Annotated in this window: 30 protein-coding genes, 1 tRNA gene and 1 pseudogene; 6 read left to right on the forward strand and 26 right to left on the reverse strand. The window is 37.1% G+C overall.

The window, feature by feature from the left end; all coding sequences use genetic code 11:
- The 10 genes and pseudogenes from BM057_RS03695 to BM057_RS03735 all read right to left on the reverse strand — a co-directional run.
- Nucleotides 1-419, reverse strand: a pseudogene (locus BM057_RS03695) (DNA replication protein); the annotation flags it as partial.
- Between the two features lie 48 nt (nt 420-467).
- On the reverse strand, nt 468-1,025 hold the full coding sequence (locus BM057_RS03700) for an NUMOD4 domain-containing protein (protein ID WP_092091551.1): 558 nt from the start codon (nt 1,023-1,025) through the stop codon (nt 468-470).
- 14 nt (nt 1,026-1,039) lie between these two features.
- Nucleotides 1,040-1,462 (reverse strand): single-stranded DNA-binding protein, encoded by a 423-nt coding sequence (locus tag BM057_RS03705; RefSeq protein ID WP_092091553.1) that lies wholly within the window; start codon nt 1,460-1,462, stop codon nt 1,040-1,042.
- A complete protein-coding gene (locus tag BM057_RS03710; RefSeq protein ID WP_092091555.1) occupies nt 1,452-2,303 on the reverse strand; it encodes a recombinase RecT in 852 nt (283 codons plus the stop codon). The genes BM057_RS03705 and BM057_RS03710 overlap by 11 nt, the downstream gene beginning before the upstream one ends.
- Before the next feature lies 1 nt (nt 2,304).
- A complete protein-coding gene (locus tag BM057_RS03715) occupies nt 2,305-3,249 on the reverse strand; it encodes a YqaJ viral recombinase family nuclease (RefSeq protein ID WP_245741792.1) in 945 nt (314 codons plus the stop codon).
- A complete protein-coding gene (locus tag BM057_RS03720) occupies nt 3,246-3,500 on the reverse strand; it encodes a hypothetical protein (RefSeq protein ID WP_092091557.1) in 255 nt (84 codons plus the stop codon). Before BM057_RS03720 ends, BM057_RS03715 begins: the two co-directional genes overlap by 4 nt.
- Nucleotides 3,501-3,574: 74 nt before the next feature.
- On the reverse strand, nt 3,575-3,772 hold the full coding sequence (locus BM057_RS03725) for a hypothetical protein (protein ID WP_092091559.1): 198 nt from the start codon (nt 3,770-3,772) through the stop codon (nt 3,575-3,577).
- Complete coding sequence (locus BM057_RS03730) at nt 3,769-4,023, reverse strand: hypothetical protein (protein ID WP_092091561.1); 255 nt, start codon at nt 4,021-4,023, stop codon at nt 3,769-3,771. Before BM057_RS03730 ends, BM057_RS03725 begins: the two co-directional genes overlap by 4 nt.
- A complete protein-coding gene (locus BM057_RS11625) occupies nt 4,020-4,172 on the reverse strand; it encodes a hypothetical protein (protein ID WP_177186166.1) in 153 nt (50 codons plus the stop codon). Before BM057_RS11625 ends, BM057_RS03730 begins: the two co-directional genes overlap by 4 nt.
- Before the next feature lie 4 nt (nt 4,173-4,176).
- Entirely contained in the window at nt 4,177-4,473 is a 297-nt protein-coding gene (locus tag BM057_RS03735; RefSeq protein WP_092091563.1) for a DUF771 domain-containing protein, read from the reverse strand.
- A 101-nt stretch (nt 4,474-4,574) separates the two neighbouring features.
- On the opposite strand from BM057_RS03735, the gene BM057_RS03740 reads away from it, so the two are divergent.
- Complete coding sequence (locus tag BM057_RS03740) at nt 4,575-4,799, forward strand: hypothetical protein (protein ID WP_092091565.1); 225 nt, start codon at nt 4,575-4,577, stop codon at nt 4,797-4,799.
- On the opposite strand, the gene BM057_RS11630 is transcribed toward BM057_RS03740, so the two are convergent.
- From BM057_RS11630 to BM057_RS03750, 3 genes are read right to left on the reverse strand one after another with little or no spacing between them, the layout of a single operon-like run.
- The gene (locus BM057_RS11630; protein ID WP_177186167.1) at nt 4,786-4,929 is read right to left on the reverse strand and encodes a hypothetical protein; all 144 of its coding nucleotides are present in this window, start codon (nt 4,927-4,929) and stop codon (nt 4,786-4,788) included. The genes BM057_RS03740 and BM057_RS11630 overlap by 14 nt on opposite strands.
- A gap of 2 nt (nt 4,930-4,931) precedes the next feature.
- Nucleotides 4,932-5,648, reverse strand: coding sequence for a BRO family protein (locus BM057_RS03745; RefSeq protein ID WP_092091567.1), 717 nt, complete (start codon nt 5,646-5,648; stop codon nt 4,932-4,934).
- Entirely contained in the window at nt 5,648-5,884 is a 237-nt protein-coding gene (locus BM057_RS03750; RefSeq protein WP_177186170.1) for a helix-turn-helix domain-containing protein, read from the reverse strand. Before BM057_RS03750 ends, BM057_RS03745 begins: the two co-directional genes overlap by 1 nt.
- Before the next feature lie 168 nt (nt 5,885-6,052).
- Here BM057_RS03750 and BM057_RS03755 point away from each other — a divergent pair, with 168 nt between their 5' ends.
- The 3 genes from BM057_RS03755 to BM057_RS03765 all read left to right on the forward strand — a co-directional run bounded on the left by BM057_RS03755 (nt 6,053) and on the right by BM057_RS03765 (nt 8,373).
- A complete protein-coding gene (locus BM057_RS03755; protein ID WP_092091571.1) occupies nt 6,053-6,712 on the forward strand; it encodes a LexA family protein in 660 nt (219 codons plus the stop codon).
- Between the two features lie 68 nt (nt 6,713-6,780).
- Complete coding sequence (locus BM057_RS03760) at nt 6,781-7,368, forward strand: Ltp family lipoprotein (RefSeq protein WP_092091573.1); 588 nt, start codon at nt 6,781-6,783, stop codon at nt 7,366-7,368.
- A 324-nt stretch (nt 7,369-7,692) separates the two neighbouring features.
- On the forward strand, nt 7,693-8,373 hold the full coding sequence (locus BM057_RS03765; RefSeq protein WP_092091575.1) for a hypothetical protein: 681 nt from the start codon (nt 7,693-7,695) through the stop codon (nt 8,371-8,373).
- Here BM057_RS03765 and BM057_RS03770 read toward each other — a convergent pair.
- Complete coding sequence (locus BM057_RS03770) at nt 8,365-9,117, reverse strand: hypothetical protein (RefSeq protein WP_092091577.1); 753 nt, start codon at nt 9,115-9,117, stop codon at nt 8,365-8,367. The two genes, BM057_RS03765 and BM057_RS03770, sit on opposite strands and share 9 nt — an antisense overlap.
- Before the next feature lie 264 nt (nt 9,118-9,381).
- On the opposite strand from BM057_RS03770, the gene BM057_RS03775 reads away from it, so the two are divergent.
- Nucleotides 9,382-10,518, forward strand: coding sequence for a tyrosine-type recombinase/integrase (locus tag BM057_RS03775; RefSeq protein WP_092091579.1), 1,137 nt, complete (start codon nt 9,382-9,384; stop codon nt 10,516-10,518).
- Between the two features lie 144 nt (nt 10,519-10,662).
- On the opposite strand, the gene BM057_RS03780 is transcribed toward BM057_RS03775, so the two are convergent.
- The 4 genes from BM057_RS03780 to rapZ form a co-directional block, all read right to left on the reverse strand.
- Nucleotides 10,663-10,734 (reverse strand) — tRNA-Arg (locus BM057_RS03780).
- A 132-nt stretch (nt 10,735-10,866) separates the two neighbouring features.
- Nucleotides 10,867-11,805, reverse strand: coding sequence for a DNA-binding protein WhiA (gene whiA, locus BM057_RS03785; protein ID WP_047389991.1), 939 nt, complete (start codon nt 11,803-11,805; stop codon nt 10,867-10,869).
- Between the two features lie 33 nt (nt 11,806-11,838).
- The gene (locus tag BM057_RS03790) at nt 11,839-12,867 is read right to left on the reverse strand and encodes a gluconeogenesis factor YvcK family protein (protein ID WP_425439014.1); all 1,029 of its coding nucleotides are present in this window, start codon (nt 12,865-12,867) and stop codon (nt 11,839-11,841) included.
- A complete protein-coding gene (gene rapZ, locus BM057_RS03795) occupies nt 12,867-13,754 on the reverse strand; it encodes an RNase adapter RapZ (protein ID WP_092091583.1) in 888 nt (295 codons plus the stop codon). The genes BM057_RS03790 and rapZ overlap by 1 nt, the downstream gene beginning before the upstream one ends.
- A gap of 368 nt (nt 13,755-14,122) precedes the next feature.
- On the opposite strand from rapZ, the gene lpdA reads away from it, so the two are divergent.
- Nucleotides 14,123-15,532 carry a dihydrolipoyl dehydrogenase gene (lpdA, locus tag BM057_RS03800; protein WP_092091585.1) on the forward strand — a complete coding sequence of 470 codons (1,410 nt, stop codon included), beginning with the start codon at nt 14,123-14,125 and terminating at the stop codon, nt 15,530-15,532.
- 108 nt (nt 15,533-15,640) lie between these two features.
- Here lpdA and BM057_RS03805 read toward each other — a convergent pair whose 3' ends face one another.
- The 8 genes from BM057_RS03805 to hprK all read right to left on the reverse strand — a co-directional run bounded on the left by BM057_RS03805 (nt 15,641) and on the right by hprK (nt 23,881).
- Nucleotides 15,641-17,374, reverse strand: a complete 1,734-nt coding sequence (locus BM057_RS03805; RefSeq protein WP_092091589.1) for a phospho-sugar mutase — start codon at nt 17,372-17,374, stop codon at nt 15,641-15,643.
- A gap of 234 nt (nt 17,375-17,608) precedes the next feature.
- Nucleotides 17,609-17,878, reverse strand: coding sequence for a hypothetical protein (locus tag BM057_RS03810; RefSeq protein WP_218147444.1), 270 nt, complete (start codon nt 17,876-17,878; stop codon nt 17,609-17,611).
- Between the two features lie 459 nt (nt 17,879-18,337).
- Nucleotides 18,338-19,294, reverse strand: a complete 957-nt coding sequence (trxB, locus tag BM057_RS03815; RefSeq protein ID WP_092091591.1) for a thioredoxin-disulfide reductase — start codon at nt 19,292-19,294, stop codon at nt 18,338-18,340.
- A 108-nt stretch (nt 19,295-19,402) separates the two neighbouring features.
- Nucleotides 19,403-19,834, reverse strand: coding sequence for a tetratricopeptide repeat protein (locus BM057_RS03820; RefSeq protein WP_092091593.1), 432 nt, complete (start codon nt 19,832-19,834; stop codon nt 19,403-19,405).
- Nucleotides 19,835-19,859: 25 nt separating this feature from the next.
- Complete coding sequence (gene galU, locus BM057_RS03825; protein WP_092091595.1) at nt 19,860-20,852, reverse strand: UTP--glucose-1-phosphate uridylyltransferase GalU; 993 nt, start codon at nt 20,850-20,852, stop codon at nt 19,860-19,862.
- 22 nt (nt 20,853-20,874) lie between these two features.
- The gene (locus BM057_RS03830) at nt 20,875-21,888 is read right to left on the reverse strand and encodes an NAD(P)H-dependent glycerol-3-phosphate dehydrogenase (protein WP_047389984.1); all 1,014 of its coding nucleotides are present in this window, start codon (nt 21,886-21,888) and stop codon (nt 20,875-20,877) included.
- Between the two features lie 176 nt (nt 21,889-22,064).
- Nucleotides 22,065-22,928 (reverse strand): prolipoprotein diacylglyceryl transferase, encoded by an 864-nt coding sequence (gene lgt, locus BM057_RS03835; protein ID WP_092091597.1) that lies wholly within the window; start codon nt 22,926-22,928, stop codon nt 22,065-22,067.
- Between the two features lie 20 nt (nt 22,929-22,948).
- A complete protein-coding gene (gene hprK / locus BM057_RS03840; RefSeq protein ID WP_047389982.1) occupies nt 22,949-23,881 on the reverse strand; it encodes an HPr(Ser) kinase/phosphatase in 933 nt (310 codons plus the stop codon).
- Nucleotides 23,882-24,195: the final 314 nt, after the last annotated feature.

A 24,195-nucleotide genomic window follows, 5' to 3' on the forward strand; every position in this document is an offset into this window, starting at 1 on the left:
CTATCCTTACCTAACCTATCCTTACCTAACCTAACCTGTGTATCCATTTGGTATACCGTTGGTATGTCATCTGGTATACCAAGCTCATATTGACCATTTTCTTTTTGATTTAATTGATTTTTTTCCTCCGTATAAACAGTTTCGTTATAACGGTCAGATCGAATGTAATTGTGTATTTTCCAATCTTTAATCACTACAACTCCGCTTTCAAAAGGGATGATGAATTCTTTAGCCATTAGTAGCTTTAAATCATCTTCACTTGCTCCAACCATTCTTCTAATAGTTTTTACGTTGCCTATAAAACCATCATCATCTGCACTCATATTTAAATGGAAATATAAGCATTGTGTCGACATAGGCATGTCAAGAAACATGTCTGTTTCAGTTATTTTTTTGCTAAACATTCTTCTTTGAGCCATATTGTTTTCCTTTCCTAAAGTCTGTTCTTATAAAATTCGATTTAACTTTTAGTCACTAATCCAATTGCTATCCCTTTTTAAAGGAATATAAATAAAATAATCATTGAGAACTAATTTTCCTTTTTTTAACATTCCGCTTAAATATCCTGGATTTTTCCCTAAAAACTCGCTGGCTTTTGAAAGACTTCTAAAGTAATAAGGTTTAAAAGTTTTTTTATCAACTAAAACCAAATTCATTGCGGGAATCAATCGATTATCAAACGCGTGGTTATTATTCTCAGTATGATTACACCACTCAAGATTAGAAACGTTATTATTCTTTGGGTTTCCATCGATATGGTTAATTGATTCCTTGCTTTCTACTTTAGGCAAGAAGGTTAAAGCAACTAAACGATGAACTAACCAATCTTTGTGCTCCCCGTCTTTCCATAAAGATACTCTCACGTCTCTACCTCTTGGAGTTTTATCTTTTAAATATCTTTGTTTCCATACTCTCTTTTCATATCTGGCATTTGAGGTTATCTTTCCTTCTTTAGTCCTTACTCGTCCAAATGTGCTGACTTCATATAAACCTTCATACCCAGGTATATCATTCCACAATTCCATATAATCATCTCCGATCAGAAAGGCAGAAAATCATCATTAATATCTATTGCATTACTGCCGCTTTCAAAATGATTAGACGTATAATCGTTTTTTTGATAAGGACTTGTTTGACTATTTTCTTTTTTGCTGTCTAAGAATGTAACGCTTTGCACCACTACTTCAGTCATGTAGACACGCTGCCCTTCGTTGTTCTCATAGTTTCTTGTTTGTATATTGCCTTCTACGCCAACTTGCGAACCTTTTCTGGTATAATCGCCTAAAAGTTCTGCAGTTTTGTTCCAAGCGACGCAGTTAATAAAATCCGCTTCTGGTTGTCCTTCTTTTTTATATTTCCTGTTAACGGCTAACGTAAAGTTTGCGACTGACTTACCAGTTTGCGTTGAACGTAAATCCGCATCTTTCGTTAACCTTCCAATTAGAACGACATTATTTATCATCTGCTTTTACCTCTTTCATTGGCGGCTGCATATCGTTAAATAGTTGTACTTCACCATCATCATTTACATAAGTCACATCATTCGGATCTGATTCATCTTCGATCACTTCAGCTGTTTTCAACTCTTTTGTTTCTTCGTCGATTTCTTGCACTGTACCGTCTTTTGTAGTTGCTGTTTGCATTTCGATAGAAAGAACACCCCATTTTGATAGCATATTGCGCAGCACCGTCTTTTTAGCCATAGCATCAAAGTCTGACTTCCAAACGCTACCAGATTTGCTGAAACGACGTCTATGCGCTTCAATTTCTTGTTTTGTCCAATAAACTGTTTTTTCAAAACCGTTTACCAATTTGAAATAACCAACATAACCAATAACTTCATTCGATGTTCTGCCGTTAGAATCAAATTCAAACTCTTCTGTCAGCCGGTTCCAGGACTTTAACTCTCCTTCATAAACTTCGATAACATTTAAGGACAAATATTGCCCAGAACGCTGTGCTAACTGAATATATCCCTTATACCCCAATTGGAAAGTTGCTTTATTTCCGTATGGAATGATCCAGGCATATCCCAAGTTTTTATCGATTGGCAAATCAAGAGTTGCCGCTACCATTGCTGAAGTTGCTACTGACATCGGTTCGCATTTTGATAGATTCCGATCATTGCTGACAAGATTTAGAAGACTTGTCGTGAACCCTGGAGCTTTGTCTTGCAATACATCATTAAACTTTTGTTTCATTTGGTTGGTGTTAAGAAGTCCTTTTAAATTTAATTGATTAGCATTTACTGCTCCGCTGTTTTGAGTTTGCATTTGGTTTTTAATCAAGTTTGTCGTTGCCATATTATTCGATCTCCTTTATTTGTAGTTTTCTGTATGAGTTTTCTTTTGAATATTTTTCGTATACATCAGGTTGCTCTGCTTTTAGTTTTCTCGCGTCTAAACGATTAGTAGCTATTGTTTTCCAAGTAATTATTCTCTTAGGACTAATCGCTGTATTCGCACTTGCTTCTCCCAACTTTTTCTTCAGGTCATTTTCAATAGCTTTCTTGCTTGTTTCTAGCTGCTTGATGCTCTCTTTCAACTCCTCAAGAGTATCTAGAGCTTCATCTGTATCTCTATGCAGCAGAAGCTCTTCTGAGCCTTCTTCGTGATAACGTTGGTTGATAAAATCAGTTGTCGCATCGCTGCCGTCAATCGCTGGCGCAATGTTCTTTTTCACATTTACTTCCCAAAAATCTGTTAAACGAGCTTCGACTAAATCAATCAGCTCTTGATCTCGTTCCACTTTTTTCCATATGAACTTATTTCCGCCAATCAATGCAGCGATGTAGCAATAGTCATAGTCTAAAATGTTCATATAATGCTGTATTTGGAGAATGTAAGCCGTTGGTATCTCTTCATCTGTCCATTCATTTCTAAGCCATTCTGAAGCTGTTTTGCACTCAAGGAAGGCCCTTTCTCCAATAACCGCTCGATCAATGTTTGCTGAAAGGAATGGTTTTTCTTTTTTGAAGTGCATTTTATTATCATTTCTTACTTTGATTCCAGTTCGTCTGGTAAATTCTTCTGCTACCACTTGTTCTAAGATGTTTCCAAAATGTGCTGCTTCGCTTGGCTCGTCATCTTCTATTTCAATTTGTCCTGTCTTATCGAGCCAGATCTGATAAGGGCTACGATACTTGTTAAATCCTAAAATTGCGCTAACGTCTGATCCACCGATAGACTTCCTGCGCTGCGATAGCCAATCATAGTAAGTCATATCTAAAGTGCTTATTTTATCTGTCACTTAGATCCACCTCTTGAGCCATAATTTATGCAAAAGGCCTCAAAAACTTCTTCGGGTAAATCAACTTGGATATCCTTATCTATCAAATAGTTATCATGAACTTCATTTTTAGGTTCCCAGTAAATCTGAACACGTTTTTCATTTGTATAGGCATGATCATATCGTTCTACTACAAATGAATCACCAAACTCGTCCGTTAGCTTATAGCCATTTTCATATTCGCTAATTAGAGGATAACTTTTTGTTTCCATTTTCTTATCACTCCTATTTTTGGTATACTTTACTTACAAATGATTTTTTATCGACTAATTGGATGGCCGTCCGATTAGTCTTTTTTTGTTTTCTTTTTTCTTTCTATCCGCATTGGTTCCGGCATCAGATCTCTCGAAAATGTACTTCTATCTTTGTCTGTACGTGGTGTTGGAAATTTTATTTGCATCCACCGATGAAGCTCTTCAGGCTCGATTGATTCTTTATAAACATTCTTCGTGTTGAGTCCGATCAATTGATATCTCTTATTCAATTTTCTCGCCTCTCATCATTTTGAAACATAAATTTTATATGTTCTGTCAATATCTGTTTAAAAGCTTCTGCTATATAAGGCAAGTGCGATGGTTGTATACTGCTAGGAGAATGAGTTTCAGCTCTTACACCATCATCTTTCACGGTTATCATGACGAAAGATTCATCGTCGCTTAATTTATTGATTGTTTCTTTCATGTTTTCGATAATCTGTTCTTTTTCTGCATCGATTACGATTTTGTTATTTTTCATAAGCTGCTCCCTTCTACCCAACCGACTATAGTTATTAAAATGACTATCCCAACAACACTTAGAATGTCGCTTACCTTCCACTCACTTTCGCTTAAATATTTGGTGTTAATTGCATTGCTGACTGTTCTTAATTTATTTGATAATTTCATCATGCTACCTCCAGACTCTTTTAAAATTATCTTTTAGCCAACGACGCATGGGTGCTTTATTAAACTTCCAATGCTCTCCATTCTCGGGATATGAAACAAAGCTTTCAAGTTCGTCACGAAATGGATACAGCAATTGTTCTTTAATTGTTTTTGGACTCTTAATATCAGTTTCTTTCATCAACCATTTCAAGTTACCAACTACATCTTCATTTTTTTCTTGCAGCTGTAAATATTCGACCTTCTTAACAAGAATCATGTCTTCAGGAATGGTGATGATGATTTTTGATTCTAGTTGTTGCATTAGAAATCACTCCTTTACTATTCATTTTGTTGTTTAACGGTGAGATAATTGCCTTATCAGCGAGTGGTCCGCTGAAATAACTTAAGCGAGGTGATAGATATATGGTCTCTTATAATCAAGATAAAGAGTTCAAAGAACAATTTCTTGATAACTACGATTCTTTGTTTGAAGATGTAGCTTCTTCCTTTTCTGAAGCTATAAGCAATCCCGCTATGACTGATGAGCAAAGAAAAGAAGTTATTAAGAAAAACATCATAACTACAGTTCTTATGAGCAACGTTTATTGGAAAGAAGAAATAGTGTTCGACCGCTCTAAAGGTCAATAGTTCTCAAAGCTATTTCATTAGCTCTGGACGCTTTTTTAACTGCGATAGATGCTTTTTTTCTTTCTTTTATAACCTTCACGGCTACCCCAATAGCTGTGAGGGTTATTGTTGTTAGTAGTAGTTTTTTCATGGTTAAACCTCCATTTCAATTTGTGTATTTAGCTGTTTTATTTTGTATGCTAATTCCATCGAAGGAAGCCACATCTCAGCCATTTGCATTGCTTCTTCAAATTTGAGTTTTGGAATTTCTTCATAACTCGCTACTTCAAAAGCATTTTTTAAAGCTCTCCAGTGTTCAGCAATCGCTACTCTATATAGTTCTTTGTATGCGTTCGACTTCTTGCCGCCTACCGCATTCATTGCATTTTTACGAACCAGTCTTGAAAGTTCTGCTTTTTGTCTTCTGCTCAAGTCGATTTCAAGTTTCAACTCTTCGACATCATCAGAAACAGTATTCAACCGCTTTTTAATTTCTTTTTGATTTTCTAAAGTAGCGATCATGATATCTTCTTGGGACATGGGAGATTGATATTTTCCTGTTTTTCTAATAGTTGGAAGAACTTCACTTGTCACCCAACGTTTAAATCGTTTCGCTTTATCTAACTTCGATCCAAAAACTAAAGCATACATGCCTGATTCATTGATAATAGTCATATTTCTCATTTGACCTGATGCACTGATTTGGTGCATCAGCTTATCCTCTTCATCAATGTGATTTCTGATAGCATTGTCAGGACGCTCATATCCAAGAACTTCAGCAACATCTTTCCCCACAAACCAAAGTTCATCATCAATTAATTGTGTTCTTACTTCCTGTTCTTCAAAATTGAATATTTTTAACTCATTCATTAGATTGCCTCCTCTTCTCTTTTACGTTTTATAGTACGAATTAAATCGTACCTTTTGCCTAAAAAAATATTATCTACAGGCATTTGATAAAGTTTAGATAATTCTTTGAGCACTCTCAACGGGATGTCTGAAGAATCATTTTCATACTTGTATAGAGTTTGTTTGTGCATGCCTAGTATTTTTGCTGCTTCTTCACCAGAAAGACCTGCGTTTTCTCTAGCTGCTCTCAAAGAGATTTCGATCATTTTTTTCACCTCTCTCTTAACCTTGTAACTTTATTATATACGATTTAATTCGTATTGTAAACAACTAAATTTAAAAAAATACGATTTTTTTCGACTTTTTATGTTTACTTAAACAAAAAACAATAGTATTATATAGGTATAGATAAAGGAGGTGATTTTATGGCAAGAGGAGAATTAACTCCCATAGATAAAGAACATAGAGAAATAATTTCTAATAAAATAAATGAATTGTTAGAAGAAACAGGTAGAAAACAAATCGATTTAAGTAAGTTTACCGGAATACCTAGAAGTACTATAACGGGATATGTAAAGGGAACTTCAACGCCGAACCCAGGCAACGTACAAAAGATAGCTAACTTCTTTAATGTTAAAAAATCAGATATTGATCCTAGATATACTACTGGAACACCATCTAATGTTGTAGAAGTTTCGAAAGTGATACCTATCCCTATATTAGGAACAATCGCTTGCGGTGAACCAATCACAGCAGAAGAAAATATAGAAGGCTATAAAGAAAGGACAGTAGATGATCTACCGTCCGGAGAATTGTTCTATTTGAATGCTAAAGGTGATAGTATGTGGCCGACTATTTCAAACGGATCACTTGTTCTATGTAAGCAGCAACCAGATGTGGAAAGTGGAGAAATCGCTGCTGTGCTCGTTAACGATGATACAGAGGCCACGCTTAAACGGGTAAGAAAAGTAAGCGATATGATCATTTTGGAACCGATAAACGATGATTATGATCCTTACATTATAAATGAAAAGAACCCCGCCCGGATCGTGGGCAAGGCTCTCGAAGTGGTAAGTAAATTGTAATGTAATTATATTATACCTTGCGGATTTGCCGTCTGCAAGGTATATAAAATAAAAAAGGAGTGGTATAAATGGCAAAGAGAAAGCTGTACGATGAGAATGGTAATGAAGTGAAAGGGAAATTAAAAAAACCTTTTTATAAGAAAATTTGGTTTTGGGTTTTAGTAATAGTATTGATCTCGATTTTTGGCAGCATGGGCGGTGATGAAGAAACACCTACGCCTGATACGACCGCTGGGGTTGAGGAAACACAAGTGAATGAAACAAATGAAGGCGCTATAACAGAAGAAACATCGGAAGCTGCTTCGTCAGAAGTAGAATCTAGTTCTAGTCAGGCGGAAGAAGAGGATGTTCCAGCAGAATATAAATCAGCGCTGAACAAAGCTGAATCATATGCAACGATGATGGATATGTCCAAGAAAGGCGTGCACGATCAGCTGACCTCTGAGTATGGAGAACAATTCTCGGAAGAAGCCGCTCAATACGCCATTGACAATTTAGAAGTAGATTGGAAAGAAAATGCACTGAATAAAGCGAAAGACTATCAAGAACAAATGAATATGTCCCCGGAAGCGATCAGAGACCAACTTACATCCGACAGTGGAGAGCAATTCACACAAGAAGAAGCTGACTATGCCGTTGAACATTTGAACGAATAAAAAAACACCCTACTCGCCAAAGTCAGGGCGTTAAAAGAGAATTAAGTTCTAAAGATTTTTTTAGCGAAACAATTCAAGCAGGAAAAACAGCTAAAGAAAGTGCTTATTTGATGTAATTTCAGAAGGAGAATCTTTTGAAATCTATTTCGCAAATGCTTCTTGGGCTGGAGAATATAAATAAAAAAAGAACACCCCTGCCCTCGCAAAAGTTTAGGAGTGTTCTAAATACCTACTCCCTTACTTTGGACGGTATGGAGTGAGGTATACGGAAGACTCATTATAGCGCCTTCATACACTATTGTATCATAGAATGGAGGATCACTGATGCCGCAATCTTTTTATTTGTGTAAAACAAATTCTAAAATGGATGAAATGGAGTTGAAATTAAGTGCACAAATAACTCTACAAGATGAAAAAAGCATAGGGTTTACAGAAGGAGAACCATTAACAACAACATCTAAAGTAGAAAATATCCATATTGGAAAAAGTTTGATACGAGTTTTTAATGTTCATCATGAATTAGTAGTTAAACAATCAGGGAAAGTTTTCGAACAAAATTTTTCTTACTATATGGATCCACATAATTTTAAAATGTATTACGACAAACGGAAAAAAATGTTTTTTTTGCAAGTAAACAAAAAAGTAGCAGTTGATTTTTTAGATATCATGGAAGAAACCATACCTTCTTTTTCATATGAACCTTTAAAAATTGAGTTAAAAAAAGTAGCATCTAAGATTAACAATATTAAAGGCGCTTGGTTAACTACCAAACGCCACGGTATAAACGTATCTGCTTTTTATGGTGAAAAAGTGAATTCAGATGCTGAAGTTTTGGATTTGATAAAGAAAGGAAAAGCTAAATACATAAATTTTTATTATACCTTTGAAGATGAGTCCTTTTATATGGGTATTGGAAAGGAAGGAAATATGGTTGTTTACGCAGATAAACTAACAGAAGAAAAAAGGTTAGAGTTACTTTACCAAGTATATAGAGATTTATTTTAATAAGTTTTTATTGCTTACTGCAATATACTTACTACTGACATCTTTAATGTTAACTAGATTTTTGGAAATTACTTGCATCTCATTTTTTCGTATAATATATTCATTACTTTCATCATTGTATCTCATTGAGAATTCCATATTTGAAGGTTTGTCTATTCTTTTCAAGTATACTTTATAAAATGGGTTATATTCTTTAAATTTTAATTTTAGTATATACTGCTCTTCATATGGTTTGTGTATGTTAGTTTTAATTATGTTTAAATATTCTTCATAAATGATATAAAAATTTTTTAATGAGTCACGATATGAAATGTCTGAAATGAAATAAACTGTGTACAAATATGCATCTTCTTCATTATCAACAAAAATTTCAATATTTATTTGGTCAATTCTTAAGAATAGCTGTTTTTCATCTTTAGCAACAATTTTAACATCTTTATCCATTTCATATATTTTATCAAAAAGTTCATTGAAAATACTACTATCAAATTCAGTTGAAAAAAATTCAAATTGCATTGACCAATGAAGGGTTGGATTGAATATCTCCATTTTTCGCTGATTAATCCATACGAAAATCGCAGAAAAAGAATTATAGGTATAGCTAGATGCCAAGACAAAAATCGAAACAATACCTGGCCCCTGATTCAAAAAGCTGTCTATTGTATACTCACCAGTCATTATGAAAGAGATAATTAAAATGAAAAAAGCTAACCATAAAATTATAGCCTTAATCAACTTAAACATTAGTAACCTCTCCTTCCAACGAACATATGTTCCTAAGGTGAATTATAACTTATACAAAACTATAAATCTAGCACTTAGCGTAAATATTAAAAAATCTTGCTCAAATACATTCTACCAGAACAAATAATTTTTTACACTATTAGCTTTAAAGAAAAAACACCACTCTACCCGACCAAAGCGAAAGTGGTGTTTCAAAGGATGACAAGTAGCGTTTTTAACGCCTCTTTGTCGTCTCCTATTTTAACATAAAAAGGAGTTTTTAACATGGCGTCATATCGAAAATTAAAATCAGGATGGCAATACCGGATTACTTACAAGGATAATAATGGAAAACCTAAAGAACGGTCTAAAGCTGGGTTCAAAACTAAAGCCGAAGCAAAGATAAATGCTGAGAAAGTTGAAAAACAACTGAACAAACAATTGCGAAACCAAACACTTTTAGATCCAGAAACAAGCTTTTATGGCTATTTTTGTAATTGGTACGAAGTTTACAAAGAACCTCATATATCTGAAATCACTCAAATGGTTTACTCTGTAACGAAAAACATTATTAACAAACACTTTGGAAATCAACAATTAACTTTTCTATCAACAGATCAGTATCAGAAATTCATTAATCAATATGGAAAAAACCATTCGATTGAAACCGTCAAACGTCACCACAATCATATGAAAGCTTGCTTGGATCATGCTTATCATTCTGGCCATACGCTAACTGACATTACCTACAAAGTAAAATTAGTGGGTAAGGCAGGCAAACAAGAAGACATGAAGTACTTAAATCAATCAGAAGCTAAAGACCTCACACGAGACTTATTAGAGGGTTACAACGGCAGTCAAACGAGCAGAGCCATGATTTTATTTGCTTTATCTACAGGATGTAGACTAGGAGAAGTAATGGCTTTAACAGAAGATTGTATTGATCGAGAAAATATGTTAATCCATGTTAAAAGAAGCTGGGACTATAAAAAGAATCATACGTTTGTTCCCACAAAAACAAATTCTAGCGAAAGAAAAATAGCCATCGATACGAAAACGATAGCTATCGTGGACAAACATATTAATTATTATAAAAAGCTAGCTTTAAAAACAGGTCAACGTAACGTTAGAAATTTGGTCTTTACCGGGAAAGACTTCTTACCTATATCATCAACTGGAGCAAACAAAGCCTTAAAACGTGCTTGTGAACGAATCCATGCACAAACCATTACTTTCCATGGTCTACGTCATACACATGCAAGCATGATGCTATTAAACGGATCGGATATCTTTTTTGTTTCGAAACGATTAGGACATAGCAGTACTTTGGTTACTGCAGAAGTTTATGCGCATGTTTTGAAAGAAATGGAAGATAAAGGAAATGAACAAGTAAATGCTTTAGCGAACGAAATGTATCAATAATCGTTTCTAATTTCATACCAGTTTTTTACCAGTTCATACCAGATTTTTACCAGTTTTGTTTTATTTCTTATTACTTCTCATTTTAAAGAATCCTTGTATATCAATGTTTTTGTTACTCAATATCATCTAGTTTCACCTATATTATGTCTCCTGAGGGAATCGAACCCCCATCTCAAGAACCGGAATCTTACGTGATATCCATTACACTAAGGAGACAAGTTTATTTCAACTACTCTATTTTAACCAATTTCATAGTAAAAAACAAGATGTAATGAAAGAAATTCCAAGAAAGCTCTCAGACACAACAAAAGGTCCAAAGCTTTCTTGTTTTCTTAGCTGACTGCCTGCTTAAAGTGTGACAGGATTTTTTTGGCTTTCCGCCAACTCATTCAGTTTTCTTAAACGGTGATTGATCCCCGACTTGCTGATCTTACCGCTTGGAATCAAGTCGCCTAATTCTTTTAATGTCGCATCAGGGTACTCTAACCTCATCCTTGCGACTTCTTTTAATTTATCTGGAAGACAATCGATACCAATGGTCTGATCCAAGTAGCGAATGTTTTCGATTTGTTTGCTAGCAGCATCAATCGTTTTATTTAGATTGGCATTCTCACAATTGACTAAGCGATTGACAGAGTTTCTCATATCTCGCACGATTCGAATGTCTTCAAATTTCAGCATGGCATTGGCAGCACCGATCGTTGCTAAAAAGTCAGCGATCTTCTCAGCTTCTTTCAAATAAGTGATATAACCATTGCGGCGTTCGATCATCCTCGCATTCAACCCAAATTGGTTCATCATCTGACAAATATCTTCATTATGTTCTTCATAATTTGAATAAATCTCTAAATGGTAACGACTGGTTTCTGGATTATTAACAGAACCAGCAGCTAAGAAGGCACCTCTTAAGTAAGATCGGACTTTTTGTTCATTCCCGATAATTTCTTCGCTGACATGGCCTTGAAAGAGCATGTCATCCATGATAGATAAGTCAGATAGTACTTCTTTTGTTCCCTGTTTTAAGCGGACGATGTACACATTGTTTTTCTTCAACTTCATTTTTCGCCGAACGAGCAGCTCACTTTCTACTGCAAAATGATCTTTTAACAGCACGTAGATTCGGCGCGCAATGGCAGCATTCTCTGATTGGACGTTCAAAATAAACTGACGCTCTACTAAACTCACTGAACCATTCATTCTGATCAAAGCAGCCAATTCAGCTTTAGCATGTTCTTTATGCACTTCTAATTGTGTCAATTCTTTTTTTACCGTTGCAGCAAAAGACATACAGATTCCCCTCCCTTCTTTATGTTTTTCTTCTTAAAGTGACTCCATCTGCAGTTTGTTCTTCTTCCCACTGTATTGAGGATCAAAGGACATCCTGAACAATTCTTCGACCACTTTTTCACCATCATGAAAAACGCCATTATTTTCTAACTTCAAAAAGTTATTTGAAATGACCATCGGCACTTCTGCTTGAAGTCCTTTAAAGTCATGAGCTACTTGAACTAAATACTCATCATATTTTTCTTTATCCATATAGTTTTCAGGTACTTCTCCGATATTGACCAGTACTGTATCTACAAATTTTTGTTTCATATGGCGATGTAAAACTTCTACGTGATTGGCATCCGTAAAGTTTTCTGTTTCCCCTAGCTGGGTCATAATGTTGCAAATATAAACCACATTAGCTGAGGTTTCTTGAACAGCTTTTGCAATTTCAGGAATCATGAGATTAGGCAGGATACTGGTAAATAAACTTCCTGGTCCCAAAACAACCATATCAGCATTTAATATCGATGAAATGACCTTGCGTGCCGCTTTTGGCTCTGTCTCTCCTTTTGTAGTCACATAAATGTGTTCGATTTCCTTACGAGATTTTGCAATATTAGATTCACCTGATGCTGTACTTCCATCTTTGTAAACAGCATGAAGTTCCAACGGCTCTTCGCAAGCAGGATAAACATGGCCCTCTACAAGCATCATTTTCGACAACAACTGAATGGCTTCATAAATATTCCCTTTCATCTCCGCCATCGCAGAAATGATCAGGTTTCCGATTGAATGTCCAGCTAAAGAATTGTCTTTGCTTGCAAATCGATATTGAAAAATATCCTTATGCATATGAGGGATATTGGACAGTGAAACCAACACATTCCGCATGTCTCCTGGTGGAACAGCATTCATTTCATTGCGTAAAACGCCGCTGTTTCCTCCATCGTCTGCTACAGTAACAATCGCAGTCACGTCCGCTTGTTTTGCTTTCAGACCATTTAAAATAACAGGCAGACCTGTCCCGCCGCCGATAATCACGATCCTCGGTCTTCTATTCGTTTTTTTTGCGTTCATCATGAGCGATTCACAGACTCCTTACTTTTATCTTTGTCCCGATGAGTAATGTGTGTAGGATACTCGTCCGATTTTATTTTACGCCCGATACGTTCAACTAAAGCGACGGAACGGTGTTTTCCTCCTGTGCAGCCGATAGCGATCGTCACACTGGTTTTCCCCTCTTTTTTGTATCCTGGTAAAATAAGATCCAGCAGATCGACAAACTTTTTGTAAAATAGTTCTGTTTCCGGCTGTTGCATCACATAATCGTAAACCGGCCTATCTTGACCTGTCATCGGTCTTAAATTATCGATATAATGGGGGTTTGGCAGAAAACGTACATCCATCACTACATCTGCATCAATAGGCAGACCATACTTAAAGCCAAATGACACTAGTTCAACTCGGAAGGTTTCTGTATCTTTGCTCATAAAATCTTCTTGTATTTCTTCACGCAACTTACGCGGCGACAAATCAGTTGTATCAATGATTTTTTGTGCTCTTCCTTTAATGCCTTCTAACAATGCTCGTTCTTTTTTGATACCTTCTATGATGCGTCCGTTTGTAGCTAAAGGATGCGTTCTTCTTGTTTCTTTATAGCGGGATACCAATTCTTCATCACTTGCATCTAAAAACAAGATCTTGGTAGTCACAAAAGAAGTGTTGTCGATACTATCCAGTGCAGGCAATAAGTCATCAAAAAATGCTCTTGAACGTAAATCAATCACCAAAGCGATCTTCGTTAATTTGCCGGATTCTCTTACAATATCCCAGAACTTAGGCAATAAGCTTGGCGGCATGTTGTCCATACAAAAGTAACCCATGTCTTCAAAACTTTGCATCGCTACTGTCTTCCCAGCTCCGCTCATTCCGGTAATGACAACCAACTGTAAACTCTCTACCATTTATACGTCCCCTACTCTCGTCATTTAATCTGTCTCATCCATTATAACATTCCGGGCGTGTCATGTATACATTCCTTGTGATTTCTTTTTCCTTTCCTTAAAAAAGTCAGATCAGTACATACTCCATTTCATTAAACGATGCTTGATAGAACCGTTTTTTTAACGCCTCTCTTCCTTGATTTCACAGGTATTTCTCCGTTTCATCTTTTTTCAGTGCAAGAGTGGATATTAGTTGCAATTTCTCACTTTTTAAGTAATATAAAAAGTGAGAAATAGAGCAATGACAGACCTTGTTCTTTTTTGTCTTCAATAAGAAACGAAGAACACAAACAGCCTGTTTCTCTATTCTAATTTGAGGAGAGGATATCATGACTGACATCCCCGCTAATCAAAGCACAAAGACAATCGTTATTGGAGCAGGTCCAGGTGGTTATACTGCAGCTATTCGCGCAGCCCAACTCGGACAAAACGTCACGATCATTGAAAAAGAGTATATTGGAGGAGTTTGCTTGAATATCGGCTGTATTCCTTCCAAAGCGCTTATCACTGCGGCCCACCGCTATCACTATGCCCTTGACTCCCATACATTTGGTGTAAATGTTGGTACCACAACGATCGATATCAAAAAAACACAAAAATGGAAAAATGAGCAAGTCGTCGGTCGTTTGACCAAAGGTGTTGAAGCACTGTTGAAGAAAAATAAAGTGGAGATCATCAGAGGTACAGCTACCTTCAAAGATACAAAACAGTTAATTGTTGAAGGTACAGAAGGTAAGCAAACTTTATCTTTTGACAACTGCATCATTTCAACCGGAACAACAGCTGCCTCCTTAAAAGAAGTTCCGTTTGGAAAGCGCGTGATCGACACTACAGCAGCTTTGAATATCCAAGAATTACCAGATTCTATCACGATTGTAGGTGCCGGTTATGTCGGCTCGCAATTAGCAGGTGCTCTTAGCAACTTAGGTGTTAAGGTAAACCTGCTTGAAAAAGAAACGCATATTCTCCCCTTCATGGACAAAGATCTTTCTGATCTGGTCGTCAAACAATATACAGCAAAAGGGATTCATATCCAGACTGGCGTCACTATCACAACGGCTCAAGAAACTGAGGATGGCATGACGATTCATTATCAAAAAGAAGGCAAGGATGAAACCTTAACGTCTTCTGTGATATTGGTTTCTGTTGGCCGAAAGCCGTTCACAGCAGGATTGAATCTTGAAAAAATTGGTGTAGCTTTTACAGAAGAAGGCAAAGTAAAAGTCGATGAACGTCAAATGACAAATATTGATGGCATTTATGCTGTAGGAGATATCACTCCCGGTTCCGCTTTGGCTCATGAAGCTATGTTCAACGGGAAGGCTGCTGCAGAGGCCATTGCAGGGAAATCGCCTAAACATGTATTTCAAGCTTTACCGATCGCAGTGTATACAGAACCTGAACTTTCAACGACCGGTATGAAAGCAGAAGAAGCAAAAGCAGCTGGAAAGCAGTATAAAATCAGCAAATTTCCGTTAGCTGGAAATGGTAGGGCTTTGTCATTGAATCAAACAGATGGCTTTATTCGATTGATTACAGACGAAGCGCAAGAAGGTAAAGTTGTAGGCGCCCAAATGGCTGGTGTCAGTGCAGCCGATTTAAGCAGTCCATTAAGTTTTGTAATTGAAAATGGATTCTCTGCAGAGGATATCGCTTTAACGATCCAAGCTCATCCTTCCGTTGGCGAAGCGATCATGGATACAGCGGAGCTTGCACTTGGGTTGCCGATCCACATGTAAATCCGTTCAATTGTTTAGCATAACGCTCAAACAAAAAAACATTCCTCTTCTTGTAAGAAAAAGAGGAATGTTTTTATTATTTAACGAGGTTCATGTAGCATAATTTTGCTATTCTCCATCAACGATTTTATTGATGTCTGCTTCGAAAGCAGCTAGTTTTTCTTTGGTTTCACCCATAGATTCAGCTTTGGCTCCAATATAAAACTTGATTTTTGGCTCTGTTCCTGATGGGCGAACAGCGATCCAACTATCATCCATCAATTTGTATTTCAGTACATCAGAAGAAGACATCTTGATTTCTTCTTCACTGTTCGTTTCGTTATTGATCCGTTTACCTGTTTTAAAATCTTCCATCATTTTGATGCGTATTCCGCCGAATTCAGCCGGCATTTCTTCTCTAAATTTCTCCATCAAAGCTTTGATTTTAGCTGATCCTTCGATCCCTGCCATTTTCACTGAAATTGTTTTTTCTTTATAGTAGCCATATTTATGATACAAATCTTGTAATCCATCATATAATGTATACCCTTTGTCTTTATAAAAGGCTGCTACTTCAGCGATCAGTACCAGTGCTTGGATGGCATCTTTATCACGGACAAATGGACGAACCAAGTATCCGTAACTTTCTTCAAAACCAAATAGGAACGTTTGACTTTGGTCTTGTTCATATTGCTTGATTTTTTCGGCAATAAATTTGAACCCAGTCAACACATCAAGCATTTTCACATCAAAACTTTCTGCGATCGTTGTTGGCAATTCGCTGGAAACGATCGATTTGATGACGACACCATTTCTTGGCAGCTCATCTGCTTCTTGTTTAGCGGTTAGCAAGTAATGCAACATTAAACTGGCGATTTGGTTTCCTGTCAGTACTTCATAATAACCAGTAGATGTTTTAACGGCGATACCCAAACGGTCAGCATCTGGATCGCTTGCCACTAGTACGTCTGCATCGATTTCTTTTCCTAATTTAATGGCATATTCAAAAGCACCCGGCTCTTCAGGGTTCGGTGATTTAACCGTTGAAAAATCAGCATCTGGAATTGCTTGTTTTGGTTCCAATGTCACCCCTTCAAAACCAGCATTTTTCAAGGCTCGTTCCCCCAGCATGCCTCCAGTACCATGTAATGGCGTGTAGACCAATTTCATATCTTTCCCTACGCGCTTGATCAGTTCGTGATCGATCGTCACTTCTTTGACTCGTTCTAAGTAAGCTTCATCAACTTCATCCCCGATCATCGTCAATAGTCCGCTTTCTTCTAACGCTTCATCTGAAAGGACTTCAACAGTCAAGCTGTTTTCAACGCTTCTCACATAAGCCGTTAAAGCGTCTGCTTCTTTTGGAGGCAGTTGTCCGCCATCTTCTCCGTAAATCTTGTAACCATTATATTCAGGTGGATTATGGCTAGCCGTGATCATAATACCAGCGAAAGCATTTAAATGACGAACGGCAAACGACAATTCAGGTGTTGGCCGCAAGCTTTCAAATACATAAGACGGGATCCCATGATTTCCCAATGTTTTAGCTGCTTCCATTGCAAACACAGGTGATTGATGTCTGGAGTCATAAGCAATAGCTACTCCACGTTTTTTTGCTTCTTCTCCATTTTCTTCCATAAATAAAGCCAAGCCTTCTGTTGCTTGACGAACGGTATATTGATTCATGCGATTGATTCCGACTCCAATTACACCGCGCATCCCTGCTGTACCGAATTCAAGCGGGGCAAAAAAAGCATCTTCTAAGGCTTCTGGGTTATCTTTAAGCGCATTCAATTCTTCTTTTAAGTTGGATTGCAAAGTATCTTCGTTCGTCCATACCTCAACCGTTTCTTTCCAGTTCATTTTCCATCCTTCTTTCATTCGCATATTATGTATTGTTCTTAACAAGTATACCATTTATTAGACAACTTTTCCTAAGAATATGCATAATAAAGCAGCTTTTTTCATCAAATGGCAGAAAATTGTTTAAAAAATCTTTTATCTCTTCTGTTCTCCTATTTTTTAAAATCCCCTCATTCGATGACACATAAACAGCTCAGAAATAAAAAAGAAGTCAAACAGTCAATGGCTTTCTCTTTAAGTGTCTTCTTTTAAAGAGTCTACAAATTGCTTGGCCTCTAACATGGACATTCCTTTTTCTATTCGTAAATACTTTATCGTTTTGATTTCCCCGATAGTTTTTAATTTTTCCTTTGCTAAGGCGACCAATTCGTCATCACTTTCATTAGAGCGTAACTTTTTATTCTCTTCTCGCAAAATTTTCATTTGCTTTGATTGTCCATTGATCGTGATGAAGCAGACAATATTTAAAAGCAAAGATGCTACCAAAACTAAATGAATATTCATTCTAAAGACCCCATTTCTACTATTTCTATAATTAAAATGACCCATCATTTTATGCATTACTTTAACAGAAAGTTTATATACCATCAAATTTATACACAATATAAAAAAGCGGTTCTACAATATTTAACGTTGGTCTGTAAAAAATCAATTTTTTTAATGCTAAGCTCGTTAGAATCCTATTTCTAGAAATTTCAGGAGGCGCATAGGGCTACTGATAGCCATGAAAAAAGATGCAATGTGAATCACTTAGTGTTAGGCTTTAGCCGTTACACTAAGTTTGAAGCTTGCAAGCATTGAGACGCGATTTTCAGCTCAATGTGTTCTCATGGCTTTCCATCAGTAGCCCATCGACCGTAGGAAATTTCTTTACCAACGTTAAAAGAAGAAGAACCAAAAAAGCCAAAACAAAGTAAAATACCCTTTTACTTTGTTTTGGCTTCTCGTTTTTTATTAATTATCTTATTTTACTTCAGCAGATAAGGCATCTTTCAATTCTTCTACATAATCAAAAACAGCCTGACCAGCTAAACTACCATCTCCAACTGCAGTAGCTACTTGACGCAGTGGTGTTTTCCGTACATCTCCAACAGCAAAAATGCCTGGTACCTTCGTTTCCATTTTGATATTGGTTTCGATCCATCCTTCTTCGTCTGTGATACCCAACTCAGAAAAAGGGGTAGAATTCGGCAGCAAACCAACATAGATAAATGTACCATCTGCTGGAAACTCTGTCATTACGCCTGTTTTCTTATTTTTGACTTTTACACCTTGGACCTTCATATCATCACCGTAAATTTCTTCCACAGTGGAATCCCAAATAAAGTCAATTTTCTCGTTTTTAAAGGCTCTTTCTTGCAAAATTTTCTGTGCTCTTAATTCGTCGCGTCTGTGAATGATCGTGACTTGATCAGCAAATTGCGTCAGGTAGTTTCCTTCTTCAACAGCCGAATCTCCGCCACCAACCACAACTAAATGTTTATGCCGGAAAAAAGCGCCGTCACAAACCGCACAATAAGAAACACCACGTCCATTGTATTCATTTTCTCCGGTTACATCTAGTTTTCGATGCTCAGCTCCCGTTGAGATAATGATTGCACGCGTTTTATATTCTTTCTTACCTGCAATAATGGTTTTATAAGCGTGGCCATCTTTTACTTCTTTTACATCGCCATACGCATATTCCACACCAAACTGTTTGGCACTGTCAAACATCTTAGTAGATAGATCTGGACCTAAAATACTATTAAAACCAGGATAATTTTCGATTTCGGCTGTGTTATTCATTTGACCGCCCGGGATTCCGCGTTCTAGTAACAAAGTATCTAGATTTGAACGTGAAGCATATAATGCTGCTGTCATTCCTCCAGGACCTGCTCCAATGATGATTACATCATAAATTTTTTCATTCGTTTCCACTAAAGAAACTCCCTTCAAAAACTATTATTGATTACCTCTAGTTTATATGGAAACGCAAATTTTTTCCACCTTTTTTACTTACTAAATAAAAGTAAACGATTTAACTTGTCAAAAATTATCCAATTCTATCTCAAGTTCTGCTTGGAACTGCTCGGCTTCTTGTTGATAGTCGCCGCTTGGTTCCAAATACAGATAAACTTGTGTATACTTCAATGCCCGGAGAAAGTCCTCTAAAAAAGCAAAGTTATTTGCCTGAAAATAATACACTTCAGGGAAATAACCAAGCCCTCCTTTGATCAAACTTTCCAACAGATCAGCAGAAGCCTGATAATTTCCTTGGTGCTGTTTAATCAAAGCTACTTGGCATAATCCAAATACTCGATCCATTTCATCCTGAGCGAGGCTAGCAGCGCGCTCGAAGTATTTTTCTGCATCATGTAAACGACTCTTTTGAAAAGCTTTCCATCCCCGTTTAAAATAAAATTCAGCTGAGGGTTCAATACAGATAATCGGTTCATTTTCTCTTTTTTCTGGCTGCATAACCTTCTTCACCTCATTCCGGGGCTTATTTTGTTTCTTTTGGTGGTTCTTTCACTGTTTCTTTTGATTCTTCTTTCGACTTTTTCTTTTCAGTTTTTTCTGTTTCTTCAGCTGTTTCGGATCCGCTTGTTTTGCCGTCTTTTGCTTCAATTTCTTTGGCTAATGCTAAAATATAGTCATGCAATTCGTCTTTGACTTGATCATGCTCTAATCCATATTGGATACTGGTCTTCAAAAAGCCGAACTTATCGCCTACATCATAGCGTTGCCCTTTAAATTCATGGGCAAAGACACGTTGCGTTTTATTTAAAGTATCGATCGCATCTGTCAATTGGATCTCGTTGCCTGCTCCAGGCTCTTGTTTTTCAAGAATATCGAAGATCTCAGGTGTCAGTAGATAACGTCCAATGATCGCTAAGTTGCTTGGTGCTTCTTCTGATTTAGGTTTTTCCACAAAGCGTTTCACATTGAACAAATCATCTTCCATTTGCGCTTCTGGATCAATGATGCCATATTTAGAAGTATCTTCATAAGGCACACGCATAACCGCAATATTAGAAGCATGAGTTTTATCATACTGATCGATCAGCTGCTTTGTCAGCGGAACTTCATCGTTCATAATATCGTCTCCAAGCATGACGACAAAAGGTTCATTCCCAACAAATGCTTTAGCATGCAGGACAGCATCTCCTAACCCTTTCGGATAAGACTGACGCACAAAGAAAAGATTTAATTCAGTCGTTTCCTCCACTTGTTTCAATAGGTCAAGTTTGCCTTTTTCTTTCAAATTTTCTTCTAATTCAATATTAGAGTCAAAGTGGTCTTCAATAGGGCGTTTGCTTTTTCCGGTAATGATCAAAATGTCTTCGATACCCGAATTTATGGCTTCTTCAACGATAAATTGAATGGTCGGCTTGTCAACGATCGGCAGCATTTCTTTTGCCATTGCTTTTGTTGCAGGTAAAAAACGTGTACCTAGACCTGCTGCGGGGATAACGGCTTTTCTTACCTTTTTCATCATTTATTCCTCCAGTTCGTCTTTAGTCGTTTTCATTCTTTCCTACACGGTTCATCAACTTCATGATCACTTCTCTGACATCTTCATGTTTATAAATCACATCATAGATGGCTGTAGTGATCGGCATCTCTACATTTTTCAAGTCTGCTAATTCGTACGCAGCTTTGGTTGTGGCGATTCCTTCAACGACCATTCCCATGTTTTCCAGTATATCATCGAGTTTTTTTCCTTCTCCTAGCATCTTCCCTGCACGCCAGTTTCTCGAATGGACACTTGTACAAGTTACGATCAAATCACCTACACCACTTAAACCTAAAAAGGTCAATGGATCTGCCCCAAATGCTGCACCTAATCGACTAATTTCTGCCAATCCTCTCGTCATCAATGCAGCTTTAGCATTGTCTCCATACCCCAATCCTACTAGAGCACCTGCGCCAACTGCAATAATATTCTTTAATGCTGCACCCAGTTCAACTCCGATAATATCTTCGTTTGTGTAAATGCGAAAATAATCATTCATAAACAAAGCTTGAACATCTTCCGCCGCCATCTTATTCTCTGAAGCAGCTGTAATCGAAGTCAAGTCTTGGACTGCAACCTCTTCAGCATGACTAGGCCCTGATAATGCTACAATAGCTTTTCTTTTTTCCTCTGGTATTTCTTCTGCTAAGATCTCAGAAATTCTTTTGTGTGTGCCTTGTTCCAATCCTTTGCTCGCGTGAACGATGAGTACCGGTTTTTCCAATATAGCAGTTACTTTTTGTGCCACTTCTCGCATTGCTTTTGTAGGGATCACAAATAAGACCGTGTCCGCTTGACTTAAAGCATCGCTTAAATCATTCGTGCTCTTTAGTTTTTTAGGCAATTGGACGTCTGGCAAATATTTTTTATTGGTGTGTTGTTCATTGATCTCAGCTGCCTGTTCCGGATGGTTGCCCCATAAACAGACCTCTTGTCCATTTTCTACTAACACTTTTGCTAGAGCAGTGCCCCAAGAACCGGCACCCAAAACTGCCGTTTTCTTTATTGGATTCATCCTATTCCTTCTTTCTTTACTAAACAAACAGCTTTTTTATTTTTAAACACTAGCGTCGTCTGATTGCCAAGAAACGCTATTTGCTAGGAGTACTAACGATTATTCCATCGTCTACGCCATTTTTTAACGTTTGTCATTGGTTTCTCTTCATGCTCTTTCAATCAAAATGCTGTGGACTATTCCGTAACTTGTCCACCATTTTTGACTTTCTTTTTCTGTAAGCCATCTGTGTAATACGGTTTTCGTGGATAATCTCTTCTGCGGTAAAACCAAACAATCGCTGCACCAATCAGTAAAACTGCACTCAATGCTTGAGAAACCCTTATTGAAGTTCCTGGTATGTATAAACTATCCGTCCGCATGCCTTCGACCCACAAGCGTCCTGCAGCATACCATATGACATAACTAAGTGCTACTTCTCCCTGCAGCAAAAGATGCTTTTTATTTCGCAACAATACGATCACGATAAAACCAACGAAACTCCATAACGATTCATATAAAAAAGTTGGATGGTAATAAACGCCATTGATTTCCATTTGGCGAATGATGAACTCTGGTAAAAAGAGATTTTCCAAGAAAGCACGGCTGACTTCTCCGCCATGGGCTTCCTGATTAATGAAATTCCCCCATCTTCCGATTGCTTGGGCCAATAAAACACTCGGTGCAATGACATCCAGCATCAACCACATCGGAATGCCGCGTTTTTTTGTAAACCAATAAATCACTAACCCACCAGCAATCAATCCACCATAAATTGCAATACCACCTTCCCAGATCGCAATGATTTTCTCTGGGTGAGCAAGGTAATAATCTAATTTGAAGATCACGTAATAAAGACGTGCACCGACAAAAGCAAGTGGAATCATCCACATCGCCATATCAATGATCGTATCTTCTTGAATACCTCTTTTTTCAGCTTCTTTTGAACTGAGATAGATTGCAATAAAAATCCCGGCTGCAATGATCACGCCATACCAGTGAACAGACAATGGACCAAGTTTGATTGCAATCGGATCTAGTGCTGGGTAAATATCTTTCATTTAATACTTTCAACTCCTTGTTATTCGTCTGAATTTTTCCGAATCAATTCTTCTAAGTTGCGATTTAAAGTTGCTGTTGCATCATAACCCATTTGCTTAGCTCTAAAGTTCATCGCAGCAACTTCAATGATATTGGATAAATTCCGACCTGTACGAACAGGAATAGAAATTTTAGGGATATCTACATCAAAGACATGCAAGGTTTCTTCTGAGCTTCCTAAACGATCATACTGCTCATTTTTGTTCCATAATTTCAAGTTGACTGCTAAGTTGACTGTTTTACTTGTACGGATCGCTCCCACACCGAATAAGTTCACTACATCAATAATGCCTACCCCACGGATCTCGATCAAATGGGCTAAAATTTCTGGTGGCTCACCGACGATGCGACTCTCATCCATCATATAGAGATCCACTCGATCATCAGCTACTAAGCGATGCCCGCGTTGGATCAATTCTAAAGCTGTTTCACTTTTTCCAATACCGCTATCTCCAGTGATCAGTACGCCCATCCCGTAAATATCTACTAATACACCATGAACTGAAAAGCGTTCTGCTAGTTTCTCTTCTAAAAAGCTGGTCACATTACTCGACAAGCGTGTTGTTGGTTGGTCTGAAATCAAAACAGGAATCTGTTTTTCTTCTGCAGCTTGAATCAGTTCCTGAGGTGGGACTAATTCTCTTGAGATAAGAAAGGCTGGTGTTTCTTCTTGGCACATTCTTCTCATAACGATCAATCGTTCATCACTCGTCATCTGTTTTGAAAATGAAATTTCTGTTCTACCAAATAATTGTACTCTATTTTGAGGATAGTAATTAAAATAACCTGTTAATTCTAATCCTGGTCGTGATAGGTCGCTCACTTCTATTTTACGGCCTAAATACGCATCGCCGCTGTAGACCTCTAAGTCGATTGCTTCGACAAGTTCTTGAACGGTTACACTGCTTCCCATTCACTTCACCTCTTCCAATAAAATTTTGTGTCTTTATTTTTTAAAAACGGTATATACATTTTTTACGCATAAAAAAAAGTGATCCTTGCAGAAAAAGTGTACTCTGCAATTAACCTTGTAGGAAGACACCGTGATTTTTAAAGCGTTATTTTTTATCTTTTCAACTTTCTGAAGAAAATCTTTTGACCCCTGATGTTTTAAAGGGCTCATATCATTCTACCATTTTAACACACGCCTTTAAAGAAATGCATCATGAAAAGTCAAACATCTTTACTTTGTAAACTTCGTTATCCTTCAGACATTTGTTCTTGCTA

Source organism: Pisciglobus halotolerans, from assembly GCF_900113675.1.
Lineage (GTDB): Bacteria > Bacillota > Bacilli > Lactobacillales > Carnobacteriaceae > Pisciglobus > Pisciglobus halotolerans.

What these genes read in the sequence shown, in the direction of transcription:
- BM057_RS03700 (WP_092091551.1), bottom strand. Translation starts at nt 1,025, where the DNA reads ATGGAATTGTGGAATGATATACCTGGGTATGAAGGTTTATATGAAGTC.
- BM057_RS03705 (WP_092091553.1), bottom strand. Translation starts at nt 1,462, where the DNA reads ATGATAAATAATGTCGTTCTAATTGGAAGGTTAACGAAAGATGCGGAT.
- BM057_RS03710 (WP_092091555.1), bottom strand. Translation starts at nt 2,303, where the DNA reads ATGGCAACGACAAACTTGATTAAAAACCAAATGCAAACTCAAAACAGC.
- BM057_RS03720 (WP_092091557.1), bottom strand. Translation starts at nt 3,500, where the DNA reads ATGGAAACAAAAAGTTATCCTCTAATTAGCGAATATGAAAATGGCTAT.
- BM057_RS03730 (WP_092091561.1), bottom strand. Translation starts at nt 4,023, where the DNA reads ATGAAAAATAACAAAATCGTAATCGATGCAGAAAAAGAACAGATTATC.
- BM057_RS11625 (WP_177186166.1), bottom strand. Translation starts at nt 4,172, where the DNA reads ATGAAATTATCAAATAAATTAAGAACAGTCAGCAATGCAATTAACACC.
- BM057_RS03735 (WP_092091563.1), bottom strand. Translation starts at nt 4,473, where the DNA reads ATGCAACAACTAGAATCAAAAATCATCATCACCATTCCTGAAGACATG.
- BM057_RS03740 (WP_092091565.1), top strand. Translation starts at nt 4,575, where the DNA reads ATGGTCTCTTATAATCAAGATAAAGAGTTCAAAGAACAATTTCTTGAT.
- BM057_RS11630 (WP_177186167.1), bottom strand. Translation starts at nt 4,929, where the DNA reads ATGAAAAAACTACTACTAACAACAATAACCCTCACAGCTATTGGGGTA.
- BM057_RS03745 (WP_092091567.1), bottom strand. Translation starts at nt 5,648, where the DNA reads ATGAATGAGTTAAAAATATTCAATTTTGAAGAACAGGAAGTAAGAACA.
- BM057_RS03755 (WP_092091571.1), top strand. Translation starts at nt 6,053, where the DNA reads ATGGCAAGAGGAGAATTAACTCCCATAGATAAAGAACATAGAGAAATA.
- BM057_RS03760 (WP_092091573.1), top strand. Translation starts at nt 6,781, where the DNA reads ATGGCAAAGAGAAAGCTGTACGATGAGAATGGTAATGAAGTGAAAGGG.
- BM057_RS03765 (WP_092091575.1), top strand. Translation starts at nt 7,693, where the DNA reads ATGCCGCAATCTTTTTATTTGTGTAAAACAAATTCTAAAATGGATGAA.
- BM057_RS03770 (WP_092091577.1), bottom strand. Translation starts at nt 9,117, where the DNA reads ATGTTTAAGTTGATTAAGGCTATAATTTTATGGTTAGCTTTTTTCATT.
- BM057_RS03775 (WP_092091579.1), top strand. Translation starts at nt 9,382, where the DNA reads ATGGCGTCATATCGAAAATTAAAATCAGGATGGCAATACCGGATTACT.
- whiA (WP_047389991.1), bottom strand. Translation starts at nt 11,805, where the DNA reads ATGTCTTTTGCTGCAACGGTAAAAAAAGAATTGACACAATTAGAAGTG.
- BM057_RS03790 (WP_425439014.1), bottom strand. Translation starts at nt 12,867, where the DNA reads ATGAACGCAAAAAAAACGAATAGAAGACCGAGGATCGTGATTATCGGC.
- rapZ (WP_092091583.1), bottom strand. Translation starts at nt 13,754, where the DNA reads ATGGTAGAGAGTTTACAGTTGGTTGTCATTACCGGAATGAGCGGAGCT.
- lpdA (WP_092091585.1), top strand. Translation starts at nt 14,123, where the DNA reads ATGACTGACATCCCCGCTAATCAAAGCACAAAGACAATCGTTATTGGA.
- BM057_RS03805 (WP_092091589.1), bottom strand. Translation starts at nt 17,374, where the DNA reads ATGAACTGGAAAGAAACGGTTGAGGTATGGACGAACGAAGATACTTTG.
- BM057_RS03810 (WP_218147444.1), bottom strand. Translation starts at nt 17,878, where the DNA reads ATGAATATTCATTTAGTTTTGGTAGCATCTTTGCTTTTAAATATTGTC.
- BM057_RS03820 (WP_092091593.1), bottom strand. Translation starts at nt 19,834, where the DNA reads ATGCAGCCAGAAAAAAGAGAAAATGAACCGATTATCTGTATTGAACCC.
- galU (WP_092091595.1), bottom strand. Translation starts at nt 20,852, where the DNA reads ATGAAAAAGGTAAGAAAAGCCGTTATCCCCGCAGCAGGTCTAGGTACA.
- BM057_RS03830 (WP_047389984.1), bottom strand. Translation starts at nt 21,888, where the DNA reads ATGAATCCAATAAAGAAAACGGCAGTTTTGGGTGCCGGTTCTTGGGGC.
- lgt (WP_092091597.1), bottom strand. Translation starts at nt 22,928, where the DNA reads ATGAAAGATATTTACCCAGCACTAGATCCGATTGCAATCAAACTTGGT.
- hprK (WP_047389982.1), bottom strand. Translation starts at nt 23,881, where the DNA reads ATGGGAAGCAGTGTAACCGTTCAAGAACTTGTCGAAGCAATCGACTTA.